This is a genomic window from Shewanella colwelliana (assembly GCF_001735525.1).
Classification (GTDB): Bacteria; Pseudomonadota; Gammaproteobacteria; order Enterobacterales; family Shewanellaceae; genus Shewanella; species Shewanella colwelliana.
Genome location: NZ_MCBT01000046.1, coordinates 353,074 through 371,796 on the forward strand (window position 1 = coordinate 353,074; position 18,723 = coordinate 371,796).

16 protein-coding genes are annotated in these 18,723 nt (G+C 43.6%); 11 read left to right on the plus strand and 5 right to left on the minus strand.

Translation table 11 applies throughout. The features are described from left to right. The first annotated feature begins 25 nt into the window (after positions 1-25). From ispH to BEL05_RS17095, 7 genes are all read left to right on the plus strand, one after another. Positions 26-955, plus strand: coding sequence for a 4-hydroxy-3-methylbut-2-enyl diphosphate reductase (gene ispH / locus BEL05_RS17065; protein WP_175427354.1), 930 nt, complete (start codon positions 26-28; stop codon positions 953-955). Positions 956-1,187: 232 nt separating this feature from the next. Beyond that, on the plus strand, positions 1,188-1,727 hold the full coding sequence (gene pilV / locus BEL05_RS17070) for a type IV pilus modification protein PilV (RefSeq protein WP_069671901.1): 540 nt from the start codon (positions 1,188-1,190) through the stop codon (positions 1,725-1,727). Then, the gene (locus BEL05_RS17075) at positions 1,728-2,714 is read left to right on the plus strand and encodes a PilW family protein (RefSeq protein WP_069671902.1); all 987 of its coding nucleotides are present in this window, start codon (positions 1,728-1,730) and stop codon (positions 2,712-2,714) included. An 8-nt stretch (positions 2,715-2,722) separates the two neighbouring features. Continuing rightward, complete coding sequence (locus BEL05_RS17080; RefSeq protein WP_069671903.1) at positions 2,723-3,157, plus strand: pilus assembly PilX family protein; 435 nt, start codon at positions 2,723-2,725, stop codon at positions 3,155-3,157. Between the two features lie 4 nt (positions 3,158-3,161). Then, positions 3,162-6,728: a pilus assembly protein gene (locus BEL05_RS17085; RefSeq protein ID WP_083250384.1), complete on the plus strand. Its 3,567-nt coding sequence runs from the start codon at positions 3,162-3,164 to the stop codon at positions 6,726-6,728. Positions 6,729-6,730: 2 nt separating this feature from the next. Continuing rightward, positions 6,731-7,123: a type IV pilin protein gene (locus BEL05_RS17090; RefSeq protein WP_069671905.1), complete on the plus strand. Its 393-nt coding sequence runs from the start codon at positions 6,731-6,733 to the stop codon at positions 7,121-7,123. Further along, positions 7,120-7,428 carry a TapY2 family type IVa secretion system protein gene (locus tag BEL05_RS17095; RefSeq protein ID WP_139151909.1) on the plus strand — a complete coding sequence of 103 codons (309 nt, stop codon included), beginning with the start codon at positions 7,120-7,122 and terminating at the stop codon, positions 7,426-7,428. Before BEL05_RS17090 ends, BEL05_RS17095 begins: the two co-directional genes overlap by 4 nt. A 75-nt stretch (positions 7,429-7,503) precedes the next feature. Here the strand turns inward: BEL05_RS17095 and BEL05_RS17100 are convergent, their stop codons facing one another. Beyond that, on the minus strand, positions 7,504-7,995 hold the full coding sequence (locus BEL05_RS17100; protein WP_069671906.1) for a GspH/FimT family pseudopilin: 492 nt from the start codon (positions 7,993-7,995) through the stop codon (positions 7,504-7,506). A 131-nt stretch (positions 7,996-8,126) separates the two neighbouring features. Further along, entirely contained in the window at positions 8,127-8,639 is a 513-nt protein-coding gene (locus BEL05_RS17105; RefSeq protein ID WP_028762796.1) for a GspH/FimT family pseudopilin, read from the minus strand. 231 nt (positions 8,640-8,870) lie between these two features. On the opposite strand from BEL05_RS17105, the gene BEL05_RS17110 reads away from it, so the two are divergent. After that, positions 8,871-9,209: a P-II family nitrogen regulator gene (locus tag BEL05_RS17110; RefSeq protein WP_069671907.1), complete on the plus strand. Its 339-nt coding sequence runs from the start codon at positions 8,871-8,873 to the stop codon at positions 9,207-9,209. Between the two features lie 63 nt (positions 9,210-9,272). Here the strand turns inward: BEL05_RS17110 and BEL05_RS17115 are convergent, their stop codons facing one another. Beyond that, positions 9,273-10,304, minus strand: a complete 1,032-nt coding sequence (locus tag BEL05_RS17115) for a LacI family DNA-binding transcriptional regulator (protein WP_028762798.1) — start codon at positions 10,302-10,304, stop codon at positions 9,273-9,275. 385 nt (positions 10,305-10,689) lie between these two features. On the opposite strand from BEL05_RS17115, the gene BEL05_RS17120 reads away from it, so the two are divergent. The 3 genes from BEL05_RS17120 to BEL05_RS17130 all read left to right on the plus strand — a co-directional run bounded on the left by BEL05_RS17120 (position 10,690) and on the right by BEL05_RS17130 (position 15,718). Continuing rightward, positions 10,690-13,329: a TonB-dependent receptor gene (locus BEL05_RS17120; RefSeq protein ID WP_037428034.1), complete on the plus strand. Its 2,640-nt coding sequence runs from the start codon at positions 10,690-10,692 to the stop codon at positions 13,327-13,329. A 101-nt stretch (positions 13,330-13,430) separates the two neighbouring features. Continuing rightward, positions 13,431-14,129 carry a SapC family protein gene (locus tag BEL05_RS17125; protein WP_069671908.1) on the plus strand — a complete coding sequence of 233 codons (699 nt, stop codon included), beginning with the start codon at positions 13,431-13,433 and terminating at the stop codon, positions 14,127-14,129. A 32-nt stretch (positions 14,130-14,161) separates the two neighbouring features. Beyond that, positions 14,162-15,718: a tryptophan halogenase family protein gene (locus BEL05_RS17130; protein ID WP_028762801.1), complete on the plus strand. Its 1,557-nt coding sequence runs from the start codon at positions 14,162-14,164 to the stop codon at positions 15,716-15,718. A gap of 61 nt (positions 15,719-15,779) precedes the next feature. Here the strand turns inward: BEL05_RS17130 and BEL05_RS17135 are convergent, their stop codons facing one another. Beyond that, the gene (locus BEL05_RS17135; protein ID WP_069671909.1) at positions 15,780-17,291 is read right to left on the minus strand and encodes a tryptophan halogenase family protein; all 1,512 of its coding nucleotides are present in this window, start codon (positions 17,289-17,291) and stop codon (positions 15,780-15,782) included. A 9-nt stretch (positions 17,292-17,300) separates the two neighbouring features. After that, on the minus strand, positions 17,301-18,197 hold the full coding sequence (locus BEL05_RS17140; RefSeq protein WP_069671910.1) for a sulfite exporter TauE/SafE family protein: 897 nt from the start codon (positions 18,195-18,197) through the stop codon (positions 17,301-17,303). Between the last annotated feature and the right edge of the window lie 526 nt (positions 18,198-18,723).

The window sequence follows — 18,723 nt, forward strand, 5'->3', positions numbered from 1 at the left end:
GTCAATGGTCAATCCGCCACAAAACTTGCAGATTAAGCTGGCTAACCCCCGTGGTTTTTGTGCGGGTGTCGACCGTGCAATCAGTATTGTAGAGCGTGCGTTAGAACTGTTTTCTCCACCTATCTATGTGCGTCACGAGGTGGTTCATAACCGCTACGTAGTGCAAAATTTAAAAGATAGAGGTGCGGTCTTTGTCGATGAGCTTGACCAAGTTCCTGATGACAGTATTGTGATCTTTAGTGCCCATGGTGTCTCACAAGCTGTGAGAACCGAAGCTAAAATGCGCGGATTACGAGTGTTTGATGCGACTTGCCCGCTGGTGACTAAAGTGCACCTGCAGGTTACTCGAGCGAGCCGAAAGGGTATTGAGTGTATCCTTATCGGTCATGCTGGGCATCCTGAGGTTGAGGGGACTATGGGGCAGTATGATAACCCCGAAGGTGGGGTTTTATTAGTTGAGTCTCCCGCTGATGTCGAAGCTCTTGTCGTTAAAGATCCTGAAAACTTATGTTTTGTTACCCAAACAACGTTGTCTATGGATGACACAGCAGATGTCATCGCCGCCTTACAAACACGTTTTCCGTCGATTCAAGGGCCACGTAAAGATGATATTTGCTATGCAACGCAGAATCGTCAAGATGCTGTGCGCAATGTTGCTGATGATGTGGATCTGTTCATTGTCGTGGGTTCAAAGAATAGCTCTAACTCTAACCGCCTCAAAGAGCTGGCGATTAAAAAAGGCACGCAGTCTTACTTAGTCGATAATGCAGACGATATCGTTCCTGCTTGGTTTGATGGGGTTGCGAAAGTTGCCGTTACAGCGGGGGCGTCAGCACCTGAGGTCTTGGTAAAACAAGTTATCGATGCCATTGCTACCTTAGCCCCGAGTATTATCACTGAAGTTGAAGGGCGCAAAGAAGATACTGTTTTTGCTGTGCCTGCAGAACTCAGGTAAACAAGACATTGTTTATATTAATAAAGGAGGCTTATGCCTCCTTTATTTTTGCCTGAAAATTATACCGGATATATGGAATTACATTTTTAGACGCTAATATTACTAGCGAGTAACATTCGACTAATCTATGATTAACTAGTATAGTTTGAAGTTGCGCTAACTTTCAGATTTTTAAAGAGTAAATGACTGATATAACTGTCAAAAGTATGGCGAATAGCGGAGATTTGACACCATGAAAAATAGTGGGAAAGGGTTTTCCCTCATCGAAGTGATGGTATCACTGGTAATAATGGTTATCGGCTTAATAGGGATTTTTAACCTTCATATAGTCGCGAAACGCGGTAGCTTTGAATCATTCCAGCAGACCCAAGCCTCATATTATGCCAATGATATCATTAGTAGAATGAAGCTGAACTCGAGCCAGTTGGCTAGTTATGGCTCAAGTAGTGGTGTCGGTACGCAGTACAGTGGCACGCCTACCACCCCAGGTACTGCTTGTACGGGGGCAGCGACTTGTACTCCAGCTCAAATGGCTGCGTGGGACCTCTTTGAGTGGAGAGCTGCATTTACGGGTCAGGCAGAAGTTGTTAATTCTCAAAATGTTGGCGGGCTAGATACACCGACAGCATGCATTCAAGTTAATGGCAATAATGTTACAGTCGTGATGAGTTGGAGGGGCATTCGCTCAACGTCAGATTCTGAACTGTTCGTAGGGTGTGGCACTGCCAATGACAGGCGGCGAGTTTATTCCATTCAAACAGTGATTATCTAGATGAAAAAAATGGCGAAAAATCTAAAGGTATATCAATCGGGTATGTCACTTGTTGAGTTGATGGTTGCTATGGTCATCAGCCTGTTTTTGTCGGCAGGTGTGTTTACCATGTTTGCTATGTCATCAAATAATGTGACCACAACAAGTCAGTTTAATCAGTTGCAGGAAAATGGCCGTATTGCATTAGCGATTATGCAGCGTGATATAAGCCAGTTAGGGTTTATGGGAGACATAACTGGCACTGACTTTATTGTAGGCAGTAATACTCAAATACTAGCGGGTGTCGTACCCAATGATTGCGTGGGGGCTGGAGTGAATAATGCTACCTTGCCACAAGCGCTGCCATCTCATTTTCGCCGGCTATGGGGATACGAGCAAGGGGCTGCTGGAGCGGTACCATTTGCTTGTTTGACAGGCGTAAGAAATACAACGGATGTGCTTCAAATTAAGCGTTTTATCGGGCCTTCGACCGCAACACCGACTGATACGAACCGCTTTTATGTGGGTACTACGGCAAGCCAGGCAATATTTTTTACTGGTGCCCAGCCAGCGCCAGCACTTACAAATGGACGTTTTTGGGAGTATCAACACCACATATACTTTATCCGTAATGATGGTGATATTCCGGTATTAAGACGCAGAACATTAACGGTTGGCAATGGTATGGCGAATGAAGATCAACTCGTTGAAGGGGTTGAAAATATGCGGGTACTGTACGGCTTTGACAATGACGGTGATAGCACACCAGATCGTTATGTTCCAGCATCTGGAGTAACGACAATGATGTGGGATAACGAGCTTTTTCAGCGACTGGTTGCTGTCAAGGTTTTTGTCTTAGTCCGCGCGATACAAGCCGACCGAACTTATACCAACCAGACGCAATATCAGTTGGGAGATAAAACGATATTAGCGCCCAACGATAACTTTAGGCGCAAAGTGATGTCGACCACCATTATGCTGGAAAATCCAGTATTGATTCGAAGTTAGGAAGCAATATGAATAAACAGAAAGGTATAGTGCTTTTTTTCTCTCTTATAATTTTGATCATCATGACGGTGATTGGTGTTGCTTTAGCGGTGAACTCTACTCAATCTTTAAGGATGGCTGGGGCTGGTGCTGAGCGGCTTGATGCCAAAGCGGTTGCAGATGGAGGGTTAGCGCAGGTGATAGCAGATAATTCTGGTTCTCCATTAGCAAATCTTGCAGCAAGGCAAACCGCTAATGTTTTTGGTGGTGCACAAGTGATAACCCCTCTGCCAGAAACTGGCGTGCGTGATGTGGGTTGTCAAAGAACATCTAATGCAACTGGTGCAAACTTAGTCAGTTGCCGAAGGGCTGAGGTAACAAGTACCGTTGCTTTTGGGCGAGATAATCTCGGTACATTAACCGTTGCGTCTGGCGTAGAGCAGCAAGTGCTTACAGGAAATTAATATTATGTTAAAGAAAATATTATGCAGCGCAGTTGTGGCAATAACAGTTGCGTCTGGTATGTCTATTGCTGATGATACTGAGCTTTATTTAATTAATACTGATATAAAAACAGGTAAACGCCCGCAAGTATTATTTATTTTCGATAACTCTGGAAGTATGTCTACGGAAGATCAGAATGCAGTCAGTTCTTACTGTTCTGCTGAGGCAAAGCTCGCTGGGACCTGCCAATATGCGGAGGGTTTCGAAGACTATTTAGCGGGTTATTCTGGGTACATTAGTGAAAAAGGTATTTATTGGAATGCGGGCGGAATCGACAATACCAGTAATATGCCGGTTCCTGACGTCCCTAGGGACTCTCGTCGTTTTTATGCAAATAATAACAACTGTAATAAGGCTGCGACAGCGCTATTAGAAAGAGGGCGCTATACCGGTTACCTTCGTGAATTCAAATCAAGTGGTAAAACTGGTAAGTGGTACCCTTTGGCCGACAATGAAGGCTTTAATACTGGGCAGGTCGTTGATTGTCATCAAGACATATTAGAATCAGACCCTAAGAATCCTGGTCGAAAAAAGCAAGGTGGCGGGACGGTTGCATTTGACGACGGTTATCCCATTGACAGTAAGAGTATGTACAGCAGTGACAGAAACGAAAGCATTAACAATACGGATTTTGGCGCCGGTTCGCCTGTTACTCTATATACTGCTCACTATTTAGTCTGGAATCAATGGGTAACAAAAACGGACGAGGGTCAAAGTAGTGGTGGTACCGGAACAAGGCTAGAAGTCGCTAAAGATGCACTAGAAACAGCGTTAACAGGCTTAGCTATTCCTATCGACGCAGGGGTTGCCATATTTAACTTAAATTACCCCTTTGAGAATGAGATAGACGGAGGACGAATAGTCTACGACATTGCAGAGATGACGACAGCTAACCAAGATAACCTGATCTCTTTAGTTAAAGATATGCCTGCCCAAACGAATACACCGCTGTGTGAGACTTTATTTGAGGCACATCAGTACTTTAGTGGTAGCGCAGTGACCTTCGGTAATAAAGATGCTAATCCTAAAGGCAGCTATAAAATTGATGGTTATGAGCCTAATACCCCGCCGAGTATTTTAAGTTCTGGTAACTACAGTACACCTTTTAAGAAGTGCCCAGACACGGCCTATATTATCTATATTACTGATGGGGCGCCTACATTAGATAGTGCGGCGGATGGCGCTATTGCCTCATTGACCGCTAATGCCAAGGAGGCTGGTGATTATGGGGCTTTTGACTTTATCAATAGCAGAGGAAAAACGCAGACAAGTTATCTGCCAGCTTTAGCATCTTACATGTATAACAATGACATGGTCATTGGGAACAAGGATGCGAGCGGGGTTGATAATAAACAGAATGTTCGTTTATTTACTATTGGCTTCTCTGACGGTGCTGAAGCGGCAGCTGCATTACTGGAGGAAGCCGCGTTTAGAGGCGGTAATCCAAGGAACCAAACTACGGGGATATCGGAAGGGTATTATGTTGCAAAGAATGGTCTCGATTTAGTTGAGGCTATGGATGATGCATTAAAGTCGATATTAGCTGTTGATTCATCGTTTACTTCCCCCAGTATCGCAAGTAATAATTTTGATAAAACGCAAACCTATAACTCTGCGTATTTTGCCATGTTCCTGCCAGGCAAAGGGCCACGTTGGAGTGGCAACCTTAAAAAGCTTAAGGTGACATCATCAGGGTCAATTGTTGCCCCAGGTGGCACGATTAAAGCCATCGATGCTAACGGTAATATTGCTGCAAATATATGTACTTTCTGGAACTCCTGCTCAGGAGCAAACGTAGATGGGAACAAAGTGACTTCAGGAGGAGTGCTTCCTGCAATTAGGACGGCGTTAAAAAACAGAAATATCTACACAAATAATAGTAGTAGTTTGTTGGACATCGAAGATGTTTCATCTTCAGCAATGTACTCATTGCTTGGGAGTCCAGCTGCAGCCTCTCAGACGACATCCGTAAGAGAACATTTAGATTGGCTCTATGGCGTGGATGTAGACGACGATGATGGTGATGGTAGTATGACCGATGTTAGGGAGGATGTGATGGGGGATCCGTTACACTCTAAGCCATTAGCGATTAACTTCGGCGCATCTTCAAGCAGTTTGGATGTAAGAATTATTGTTGGAACTAACCAAGGGTTAGTGCATATGTTTAAGGACTCTGATGCAGGTAGTGACGACTACTCTGTGGGCTCAGTGAAGGAATCTTGGGCGTTTATTCCATCAGAGTTGATTTCTAACCTGCCTACGTTAAAGGATAATTTACCTACGGGTGAACACAGTGTGTACGGTATGGACCTCTCTCCGGTTGCATATACAGAAACCGATTCATCTGGAAAAGTCAATAAAGCATGGGTTTATTTAGGGATGAGGCGTGGGGGGATGTCTTATTATGCGCTGGATATAACTAATCCAGACACGCCAAAATATAAGTGGAAAATTGACTCTAATACGTCAGGTTTAGAGGAATTAGGCCAAACATGGTCAGAGCCTCTTGTTACTTTTATCCCTGGAGTTGAAGGGCCTGTTCTAATCATTGGCGGAGGAATGGCTTCATCTGATGGTACTGGAGAAGCTGTGTATATTATAAACGCAGACACAGGGGCGTTTATTAGTAAGTTTACGTCAGCAGATATGAGCAGTGTGGTCAGTAAAGTCGCTGTGTTAGATAGTAATAATGATGGTATCACAGACCGAGTTTATGCCACCGATATAGGTGGTAATGTCTGGCGAATGGATATGCCATCTACGGATAAAAGTGATTGGTCTATTTTTAAATTTGCATCCATTGGCACAGGTAGTGCCCCGAATAATAGGATGTTCTTTGCTGAACCTGCGGTAGCCCAAACTCAGTTTAGTAATATTCATAGCGAATCAGGTGAGTTGAGTTATCAAAGTATTCCCTATGATGCTGTTACCGTTGGCACTGGCAATAGAACTAAGCCTGCATCAGATAAAATTACTAATGATATGTTTTATGTGTTCCAAGATCGGAATGTAGTGACCAAGACATTTACAGGAACGGATGCCCCAGCAAGTTTAGGGGTATCAGATCTTTATGATGTTACTGCCTCTGCCCCCGTATCCGATGATGACAATGTTGTTTTTGGCGGAAAACGTGGTTGGTATTATTCTCTGTCTATGACAGGGGAGAAGAGCTTATCTGCATCATTGATATTTGACGGAAAAGTGTATTTCACTTCATTTATACCTCCAACCAACGAAGATGTCGATTTAGATGCTGGTATCTGTGGGTTTTCTGGTCAAGGTAGGTTGTATGTGTTTGATTTGCATCGAGGAACCAGGAGTTATAGCGAACTCTACTATGAGATTGGTGAGCGAGTACCTGATACGCCACAAATTGTCATCCCCGAACCAGAGACAGGGGAAGATTCAAAAGCTTATATTATTGGTGTTGGTAAAGGTGAGTGTGAGAATGGGGAGTGTAAAGGGACTGTGGAGTTAGGTAGTGGCCTAACAACCAATAGAATTTATTACCATTTAGATGAGAATAATTAGTGATGCAAAAAGTAAAAGGCTTTACCCTGATAGAGTTGATGATTACCGTTGCGATCGTAGGGATTCTGGCTTCGATCGCCTATCCATCTTATATTGACTACATCACTAAGAGTGGACGTTCAGAAGGGGTTGCGGCTGTAATGAGGGTGGCTAATCTTCAAGAACAATTTTACCTGGATAATCGTTCTTATACCACAGATCTGACTGCTCTTGGTTTAGATGCTAGCCCACTTGTGACTGAACATGGTCATTATAGTGTTGCCTCTGCTGGAACAACTACTTTTACGATCACTGCTACAGCTAAAGGAAATCAAGCAAGCCGTGATTCAACTTGCGCGACGATAACTTTAACGCATGCAGGTGTTAAGGGGCCGTCGAAGGAGTGCTGGAAATGATAAGCTTTAATCGTATAGCGACTTTGGGGGCTATGTTACTGTTTTTTTTAGTTACTCCTGTACAAGCTGCTTCCTATCAAGAGTATAAATGTCATGTTGTTAGCAGTAAAAAGGGCGATCAAGTTATTTTTTATCGTTGGAAAACAGCTGACTTTAAATTGAAAATGGCTGGTATTCCTGGTCGTCAATTGTCAGATGCAAAAGGAAAAAAATATTTCGTTAAGGATGTGAGGGAATGTGTTCTTTTATCGGAGGATTTTAGCTCTGAGGAGTCGCAGCGCATTGACGAAAGGACCCTGAGGTAAGCTTCCGCACAGCGTTTGCTAATGCCTAGATGATTGACTAAATACCGCTCTTACAAATTGAGCGGTATTTTTGTATTAACAGCTTGAACCATCCGCACCATAAGATACTAACCCGCTGGTGCTGACATTTACACTTTGGGAGTCTGCGTTTTTTCCGCCAGGGCAGTAAATGAAAGTGCCGCCAGATGAAAGTCCTTCAGGTGAAAACGTAACACGTCCACCTGGGCCTGTAACTTTGTCATTACTATGGAAGTTATCTATCGCTCTAAGTTCTCTGTCTGTGCCACCTGCATCGGTGATAAAGACTCTAATGCCACCTTTCCAGTCTGTTCCTGTGCCACAAGAGGTTGCACTCGCAAATGGGCAAACATTAACCGTAGCCCCATAGCTTATGGCTTGGTTGCGTGAGAACGCTAAGATATTATGGATTTTTTCGACATTACTGTTTGCTCGGAACCCTTCATACATAGACACCATTGAGGGAACCCCTACTGTTAGTAGAATTCCTGCTATCACAATTGTCACCATCATTTCGACTAAGGTGAATCCTAGTAAATGTTTACGCATGTTTCTCTGTCCTCGCGAAGCCTTGAGTAAGTATATGCGAGATACAGACGGATTTCAGTATATATAAGCTATTCTTTTTATAGCCAATATAATGGCTAATAATGGTTGTTTGACACCATCTTAACGATGCGCTAATTGGAACAATAAATCGTTTTTTGATTTGAAAACCGAACTCTTCCTGCTTGATTAACTATGACAGCCTTTGAGTTTGAGCTGGTTGCCGAATTCGGACAGTACCTTAGTGTACCATTGGTGCCAGAGGCTAGGCCATCAGGCTGAAATCTCACCGCAGAGCGGTTATAGCTGACGATATCTTTTGAGTTGAATGGAGAGGTTTGCAGTAAAATCGCATCATTACCATCTAACTGGTTTCTGTCACCGCTATCGGTAAAGACTGTTAATCCATTTCCCCAGTTACTGTCGCATTGATTATCTTTTACTGGGCACACAGTTACTCTCACGCCATAGCTGATGGCGGCATTTCGGCCAAATTGCAGTGTTTGTTGAATAACTCGTATGCTGGAGTTAGCGCGTTGGGCTTCATAAAGACTTGAAAGGTTCGGTACAGCGATACTAATCAGTGTCGTAGCAACGACTAATGTTGTCATTAACTCTACTAAGGTAAATCCGTAATGGTATTTCATGGCTCGTCCCTTGATCTAATTTATCGCTCGCGTCCTGCAAGCAATTTGAGAGGAATATCACCTCGCAATATCCAATTATAGTAAGCTGTGCTGTGGCTAGCGTTAGGTTTTTATATTGTTCTGCTCTATGAATAATGCTTCTGTTTACATCTTGATATAATCAACTTCTGTGCACGCTGATGGCATGGTAAGCTAAACACAATTACAGTTTTATTTTAAAGGGAGCGTTTGATGAAGAAGGTTGAGGCCATTATTAAGCCATTTAAGTTAGATGATGTGCGTGAATCTCTGGCAGAAATTGGTATCACTGGCATGACGGTTTCTGAAGTCAAAGGTTTTGGCCGTCAGAAGGGGCATACAGAGCTGTATCGTGGTGCTGAATATATGGTTGATTTCTTGCCTAAGGTTAAGATTGAACTGGTTATTCAAGATGAACTTCTCGAGCAAGCGTTGGAAGTGATAGTCGATACTGCCAGAACCGGGAAAATTGGTGATGGCAAAATATTTGTAACCGAAGTCGAGCGAGTTATCCGTATACGAACTGGTGAAGAGAACGAAGAAGCTGTTTAAACAATTAAAAATAAAAAAGCCGTTGAATCATATCAACGGCTTTTTATTTTGTTTGTATTGTCATTAATTGTGTTTGACTAAATCGGGGGCCGATGACGAGTCTCTAATCACTGGCTCTGGTATAAACACCTGATCTGTTAGGTTGTCTTCACTTTTACTTTGTTTGGCAATGAGCAGTTCAGTGGCAATTTGTGCAATTTTTTGGTTCGGTTGATGTACGGTGGTGAGTTTTGGCCAAGTTTGTCTCGAAAATGGACTATCTTCAAAACCAACAATAGAGAGTTCAGCTGGAATTTGTACACCTTCTAATCTGGCGGCAAAAAGTGCCCCCGCGGCTATTTCATCGTTACAGGCTACAATCGCTGTCGGTTTGTTTGAGTTGCTAAGTAAACTCTTTGCTCCGCTCACACCAGATTCAAATGAATATTCACCACTGATTATATATTTTTCATCTACATTGAGTTGATTCGCTAGCATAGCCTGCCGGAATCCAGCTAGGCGCTCTTTAGTCGATTCGTGTTGATGATCACCAGCGAGAAAAGCGATCTCCTTGTGGCCTAAATCAATTAAGTGCTGCGTGATTGAGATGGCGCCATGCTTATCGTTCACCAATACCGATAGTCCGCCATGTTGATCGGCTGCTTCGCCAGCAATAATTCGCACGTAATTGGCGTTAATTTTATCTAATGCGGCAAGTACATTCGGATCTTCAGATAGTGGTGGAGTAAGTACCAGCCCTGATAGCCTTGCATGACGAACCAGATCGACAAGTTCCTCACAGATGCTATCTGATTTAGCATCACATGGATGGATCAGCAGCTCATAACCTCGCTGCTTGCAGGAGGATAAAATACCGTTTTGCATATCAATGACATAGTAAGCATTAGGGTTGTCATAAACAAATGCGATGACATAGGATTTAGTGCCTGCTAAATTTCTTGCTGCCACATTGGGTTGGTAGTTTAATGCCGCAATAGCTTCATTGACTTTGTCGATAGTGGTTTGTCTTACTGAAGGCTCTTTATTGGTCACTCTAGAGACCGTTTTTATGGATACTCCAGCATGCTTTGCGACATCATTAATGGTTACTTTCATCTAGCGGATACTCGTTGTGGTAGCTGTCAGCTAGACAAACTACAAAACTTAACATCATTCAAACGACATGCTGTATAAATACCCAGCAAATCACGCTTCCCCTGGCGACAATATTGCTAACTTTTAACCCATTAAGCAATCACCAAATTAATTTATTCAGTTAATTTAGAAAAGCTGACTTTAGTTTGAAAAAATCTATTTGTAATTTTAGTTATTAAAATACAGTTGGTTATCTACTTAGCGCAATTGGCTAACACTGTTGCTTAGGTGTAAAATTAAGTCTATTTTCTCTTTTTTGGTTATTTTGTTGTGGCGCATCTGTTAATTGTTGTGTAATCTTTAACCTCACATGACAGCGTTGTCATTCCTGGTTGAAGGAATGGGCATGGAAAATAAAACGATAATAAAGTTATGGAAGGGAAACGAGATGCGACCATCTACTTTTAAGAAAAGTGTACTAGCTACAAATATTGCGTTACTCATGAGTGGTGCAATGTCTGTTTCTGCTATTGCAGCAGAGGCAGAAGCCGTCAATACAGATAATATCGAAAAAATCGAAGTGCGCGGTATCCGTGCCTCACAACAGGCGAACTTAAATGCCAAGCGTTTCTCTGATGGTACCGTTGATGCCATTACTGCAGAAGATATTGGTAAGTTCCCTGATAAAAACGTTGCTGAATCTCTGCAGCGTATTCCAGGTGTCACCATTCAGCGCCAATTTGGCGAAGGTGCAGGTGTATCGATCCGTGGTGCTGGGCAAGACTTGACCCTTACAACACTTAACGGCCAGAACGTAGCGTCTACTGGCTGGTTTGTTCTGGAGCCTGCCAAGCGTTCCTTTAACTACGAGCTTCTTCCTTCTGAGTTGGTTGGTGACCTCGAAGTTTACAAATCTTCACAAGCCGATATCGCTGAAGGTGGTGTGGGTGGTACGGTAATCGTTAACACTCGTAAGCCTCTCGATATGGACTCACTCTCTTTCTACGGGTCTGTAGAAGGTCAGTACCAATCAGATTCTGAAGAAACCGACCCACAATTCTCAGGTCTTGCTAGCTGGAAGAATGATTCTGAAACATTCGGTGTTTTAGTCTCTGGCGTATTGCAAGAGCGTAGCCTGCAGCGCCAAGGTAATGAAGCGTTTTGGGAGTGGGGTGCAGGCCCTGTTGCATTTGAGCAAGAGCGTGAGCGTTCAGCGCTAACCGCAACTTTCCAATATGCACCAACAGACGAATTAAACTTTGTTTTCAATGCGATGGATATGCAAATGAAAGCAAATAACACTAACTATGCTTTATGGTTAACGCAAGCTGATACCTCATGGGGTGGCGGCGTTACTGAAGAGTGGTTAGGTCAAACGACTGACGCTGACGGAAACATTACCAACCAAGGTACTCAGGTTAAAGGTCCGCTAAATGTAGCATATTGGCAGGCTCGTCCTCGTGAAGCGACCATGAAGTCACAAGTATTCGATTTAAAAATGGAATACGCGGGTAACGGTTATGACTTTAGTGCGCAAATCGGTGATACCACTTCATCTGGTGGTACTGATTTTGAAATGGTTGTAGATGACGGAACTGGTGGTACACCAATTCCTGGCGGAAGCTACGACTTTACCGGTGGCGGACAAACTTGGGATACAAATGGCTTCGATATGGCCACTTATGATCCAGGTTCATTGACTATGGGTACAGGTTCAAACTTCAACCGTACGCCAAAAACTGATGATGAAACCTATGCACAAGCTGATATCAAGTTTGACGTTGATTGGGGCGTAATCGATTCAGTTAAGACTGGTATTAAGTATGCTAAACACAATACGACCAGCCGTAAGTTTGAATATGAGCAAGATGCAAACTTCGATACACGTATTTCAACTGCGGATATTGGCGCTGGTACCATTGATGTTGGTGCAGGTGATTACCAAATCGCTAAGTTCGATCCAGAAGCGCTTAAAGCGTGGGCACGTAGCAGCATAACTGGTGAGCATGAGGACCTTGGCTCTTACAGTGAAATCGAAGAAGATAACTATGCTGCTTATGTGATGGCAAATTTCTCTGGCGACGGTATTCGCGGTAACTTCGGTGTACGTTATGCAGGTACTAATGCATCTTCAACCTACTATGTTGAAGGCAAGAAAACCTCTACTGATGCCGATTATGCTGAATGGCTACCAAGCTTAAACGTTGCTTTTGACCTTGCTGACGATGTCATTATGCGTGCTTCTGCTGCCCGTGTTATGGCTCGTCCGCAATATGTTGATATGTACGTTAACCCAAATGTATTGGGTGCTAATGACGATACACCAAACAACCAATACTGGGTGACAGGTAATATCGGTCTTAAGCCTTTTGTGGCTAACCAAATTGATCTTGGTATCGAATGGTATTTCAACTCTGATTCACTAGTATCTGCTGCACTATTTATGAAGGATGTTAAAAACTTCGTAACCATTAGTGAGTACCATGCTACGTCAGATGAAATTGATTTCCCTCTGCCACCTGATGAAGCTGCTAATGGCTGGACTGTTCAAGAGAAGAACAACGGTAAGTCTGCACTCATTCAAGGTTTAGAGCTTCAGTATCAACAAGATTACGGTAATGGTTTCGGCTCTGTTGTTAACTATACCTACACAGATACAGAAACAGATGCTGATACGTTCACCGATGGAAATCCATTCCTCAGTGATAGCTCTAAGCATTCTTATAACTTAACTGGTTACTTTGAAAACGAACTATTCCAAGTGCGTCTTGCGTACAACTGGCGTAGTGAGTACATGTTACGTGAGTCTGGTTCATACGGTAACCGTCTACACGAAGACTACGGTAGCTTAGATTTAAGTGCTACTTGGCATGTAACTGAAAACATCGATATCAAACTTGATGGTAATAACTTACTTGAAGAGTCTTCTAAGCAATTTGGTAATAACCAAAATCCAACTAGCTATAGCGGCTTCGTCGAAGGTTTCCCATTGTATGAATATGAAATGGCTCGCCGCATAACATTAGGTGCAAGTTTCAGATTCTAATTTGATAGGATTTACTGTATAAAAAAAGAGGAGTTTATCTCCTCTTTTTTATATCAAAAATTTAATGATTTTAATAAGAAGCCCCCAAGGACCTTTTATCTATGTCAAATCAAATAACCCTGTTAGATCCAAGTAAACATGCAGACCTAAAAATTGGTAATGCCGATTTTAATCATCTAGCCGAACAGCACATCTTACCTATCTCTTTACATGAATTTGCCCGTGCTGCGACCGAATACCCCATTGTCTTTGTTAAGAATGCTGAAACTGGTGAGTTTCAGGCTGTTGTTATGCTTGGTTTAAAACCAGGGCAAAACTTAAGTGTGGCTGAAGGCCAGTGGTTGGGCCAATATGTGCCTAACGTGGCAAAAGATTATCCGTTGGGTGTCGTGCTTAATGCCGATCAACCAGATAAAATTTGGATCGGTATTCGCGAGAATTGTCCACAAGTGGGCACAGAAAAGGGTGAAGCACTGTTTGCTAATGGCGAAGAAACACCTTTTTTCACTCAGCGCCGTGAAGCGATTGTCAGGCACTTCGAAGAAGACCAAGCCAGTAAGGCGATTTTACAACTCTTAGCGAAAAAAGAGTTGTTCGTGCAGCAAGCACTTACCATCAATGTCAATGGTGAGCAGCGCAACATTAACGGTCTGTACATGATCAGTGAGGCCAAGCTTAATGAACTGTCAGATGAAGACTTTCTCGACTTACGCAAGCGTGGTTTGTTGGGCCCTATTTATGGTCACCTAACTTCACAACATCAGGTACACCGTCTAGCTCGCGCAGAGGCGTCAGCGTAACTCTAGGCTAAAGTAAGATAGGAGACCGTTTGATGTCTGATAATAGTAAGCGGCCGATGAAAGTGCTAATTGTTGGCGGTGGTACAGCGGGATGGTTGGCCGCCAACCATCTAGGCAAGAAGTTTTCAGCATCAGAGGGTCTCAGTGTTGAGGTCACGCTAATCGAAAGCCCTAACATTCCTAATATTGGCGTGGGTGAGGGCACAGTTCCAATGATGCGCGATACATTGCGTTATTTGGGGATTGATGAAGGCGACTTTATACGCCAAACCGATGCGACCTTTAAACAGAGCATTAAGTTTATTAACTGGACTGATAATCCACAGCCAGATAATCCCACCTATTATCACCACCTATTCGACTATCCTAAATGGGATAATTCAGCGTTGATGTGGCTGAACGAGTCGGCAGAATCGACCAGCTACGCAAACAGTGTCTCCCCTCAAGGTTACTTTGCTGACTTGGGCTTAGGGCCTAAGACGATGACCCAACCTCAGTATCAAGGTGAAACGAGCTACGCTTATCATCTTGATGCCAATAAATTCTCAGTATTATTGCGTGACAATGCGGTTAAACGTTTTGGTGTTAGTCATATCCTTGATGATGTCACGGATGTGCTGGTGGATGATGCGAAACAGATTCAGTCTGTAACAACAGTTAACCATGGGGTATTAGAAGCCGATCTTTATGTTGACTGCACGGGGTTTAGTGCGCGCTTAATCGAGCAAGCCTGCGAGGTGCCCTTTGTTGATAAGGGCGATGTGCTGTTTGTCGATACAGCGCTTGCAGTACAAGTGCCTTACGAGCAAAGTGATACGCCAATTCCCTGCTTTACGCTGTCAACAGCACAAGAGGCGGGCTGGATTTGGGACATAGGTTTAACCGAGCGTAGGGGGGTAGGTTATGTCTACTCGAGTCGTCATAGTACTCAAGCTGAGGCTGAGCAGGTCTTAAGGAAGTATTTAGGTACAGCGGGCGATAAGTTAGCGTTGCGCAAGATTGAAATGCGTATTGGCTATAGAGAACGCGCTTGGCATCAAAACTGTGTCGCCATCGGGTTATCAGCTGGGTTTGTTGAACCACTTGAGGCGACGGGGTTGCTGGTCTTTGATGTGACATCAAGAATGCTTGCTGAGTGCTTTCCTGCACATCGCGATGCCATGCCATTAGTTGCTGAGCAGTTTAACCGGCGGATCACCCACACATGGGATAAAGTGATTGATTTTATTAAGCTGCATTATGTGGCATCTAAAAGAAGTGATAGCCAATTTTGGTTAGATAATCGGCAAACTAACACCATCCCTGAGTCGCTGCAGCAAAAGTTGGCTTTATGGCGCTATCAACTGCCTAGCCGATATGAGTTTGCCTCTACCATGGAGATCTTTAATTTAGAAAACTATCTCTATGTTCTATATGGAATGGACTTTGACACTGACATTGCACCTTGGACAGTAACCGATGCGCAGCAATCTAAATACCAAGCTCAACAAGCTCAGTTGCAGCAATATGTCCAAGCGGCACGTAAACAACTACTGCCGCATAGGGAGTTGATTGCACGTATTAAGCAGTATGGTATTTCTAAGGTGTAGCGCCACACATATTTTCGGCAACAAAAAACCGCCAATAGGCGGTTTTTTGTTTTGAGCGTGTTTACTTTGCCAGTTTAGCTAAAAAGACCTCATGAGACATTGATGCATCAAGTGCTTGCTGTTGCTGTGCTTTAAGCCGAGCAAGCGTTGCGGTGAGCGCTTCTCTGGTTGTTGGTAGGGTAATGGCGGGAACATGGTCCATGCCGTACAATACAAAGCGGTAGTTCTCATCGGTAAAAATCGTATTGAAGCTGCCTGCTAAATCCATATATTCGCAGGTTTTATGTTTCCATATATCGATTCTGTCTTGTAGCCCTTTGGCATACTTTGCGGTCTTTGCCGCTTCCCTCCAAAACTCAGTATCGTCTCGGTCGGTTAAACAGTAATGGAGAATGATAAACTGACGTAAATCTTCATAAACGCCATTTAAGGTGCGGTTATAGGAGTCTCTTACTGCCTGAGGTGGATTTGCGCTTGAAAGGTGAGTGGCCAGTAAGCGAGCGCCAACATTAACGATATGCAACCCTGTCGATTCTAATGGTTCGATAAACCCACCAGACAGTCCAATTGCAATACAGTTACCAACCCAAAACGCTTTGCGGCAACCAATGCGCATATCTAAATGTACGGTACGTAGGATCTCTAATTCATCACCTAAGTGTGCCCTTAACTCAGCTTCAGCTTGCTCTTTTGTTAAGCGATTACCGTCGTAAACATAGCCTGTCCCTTGGCGGTTTGACAGATCGATCTCCCAAACCCAGCCGTTGCTTAAGGCGGTAGCAACAGTGTAAGACTTAGGCGGCATGTCTTGCGGGTATTTACGTTGAATCGCCACCGCTTTATTGCAGGGTAACTCTTTTTCAAATGATTGCCAGTTATCGCTGCGCAGTTTCTCAATTAGCAAGCCTTTAAAACCCGTACAATCAATAAAAATGTCTGAGCTAAACTCTCCCTTTGGAGTGGTCACTGAGGTGATGCTCTCGCCATCGGTGTTGACATCAGTGACTATGCTTTCCACATGAATCACTCCCGCTTCGCAAGCTTTCTTTCTGAGGTATCGACCCATCAACGTAGCATCGAGGTGATAACCGTAAGGTACTACACCTTGGTAGGGCGGAGAATTAGGGGCTTTAGGGCAACGTTGATGTTTTATCAGTTCAGCCGAGATGCTGGTGGCATCAGCATAGCTTAACTCTGCCTCAGGACTGTGGACCCAAGTACTGGCGTTGTCGATGGGGCCCAATGGGCGTTGTTGCTCAAAGGGGTGAAAATATTCATGGGTGTTGCCGACTTTAGGTTTCATCCAGTTACGAAACATAATGCCACTTTTTAGTGTTGCATTAGTTTCTCTAAGTAACTCAGTCTCATCCAGTCCCATTGCTGCAAAAAAGAAGCGAATAGTGTGTACGGTTGCTTCACCCACGCCTATGGTGCCGATATCTTGGCTTTCTATTAGGGTGATTTTAACATCGCCACCAGATTGATTATAAAGCTTTTGCAGGTACATTGCGGTCATCCAACCCGAACTTCCACCGCCGACAATTGTAATTGAACTGATTGGTTTATCGCTCATGGTGACCTCTTACTGAATGAGTAACATTGCAACCCCAGATAATATAATCCAGCTTGCAAAAAATAATTTTAATCGTTTAACAGGCAGATATAGAGCCAATTTTTTAGCCAGTATGCCGCCGATCACTGCACCTGGCCCTGCAAATAGAACTACATTAAAATAGGCATCGCTGTGCTCGCCAAAGTGGATGAAACTTGTTGTCCACACCGTCATGGCGGTCACAATGACGCCTGTGGCAACGGCGAGGGTGGGGTCTACTCGTCTTAGCATGAGATAGATCACGATGATTTCGCCGACGCCTACCGATAGCCAAGCGGTAATGATTCCACCGAGATAAGTAAATACGCCGAGTATGACGAGTTCTAATGAGCCGAGGCGACGGTAGCAGGCGTTGGGTTTTAGTTTGCTACTGCTATAGATTATCGCTAGCCCCAATATAATCGAAAACAGGCTAAAGCTATGTTCTAAGGTACTGGGGGGCGGAAGCTCAAATGTTAACGTCGTCCATAGTCCCATGATTGATAGCGGAGTGCATAGTAAAAGGAGTGTTGGCAACTGAGACCATAGGTTTGATGTTTGCTGCAAAGTTTTATAGTGGTGTCGCCAGGTCAACGCACCGGCTGTCATACCAAAGCATTGAATAGCGAAAGAGGTGGCAATGCTTTGCTCTGCTGAAAAAGAGAGGTTATTAAACACAGGGATAAAGATAACACCACCGCCGGCACCTGTGGCGTTGGCGAAAATAGCGCCCGTTATGCCGAGCAGACTGTACTGCAAGTAATTACTTAATAGCCCAAAGGTGTCTGGATAGCGTGATAGCCAAATCCCCCACATTGTAATGAGCAGCAGAATCAGCACTTGGTACTTAGCTGGAAGTTGTTTTATTTTCGCAATTGTTTTAATCATTAGGCTAGATAGTAATCATTTTCTGCATGTGTGCCTATCGAATTTAGCTAGGATGTTACCAGTTGTTGACAGCGTTGTCATTTGTTCGATTTTGGACGTTAGTGCGCGCTTACTTGCGAGGGGCTAACATTAAGGCTTGGAAGTTTTTCGCTCAAAATAAATTCTGTTTTTTGTCAAAAAAATGTAGATATTCTGTTCGTGCTTGTGTATGTTTGCAAATGACAGCGTTGTCATTTGCTTGTGTGACGCGGTTGTTTTGTAAGGTTTGCATTGTTAGGAAGAGGTCTCCTAATTCATGCTCTTGGCAGTTGTACATCGAGGATTGATGTTCAACTGTGTTTGATTTATCCAATAGTCTCTCCCCAGAAACTAGAGATAGCTAGGTGTTTTATCTAATGATTGATAGACAAAGCACCTGGCCTTTTTTTTACCTGAAAGGGGGATGGATAATCTCAAAGCAACTTATTAACCATACGTTGTCTAGTATCTTAAACGCTCGACGATTAAGCGTTGTACGCAGAGAGCT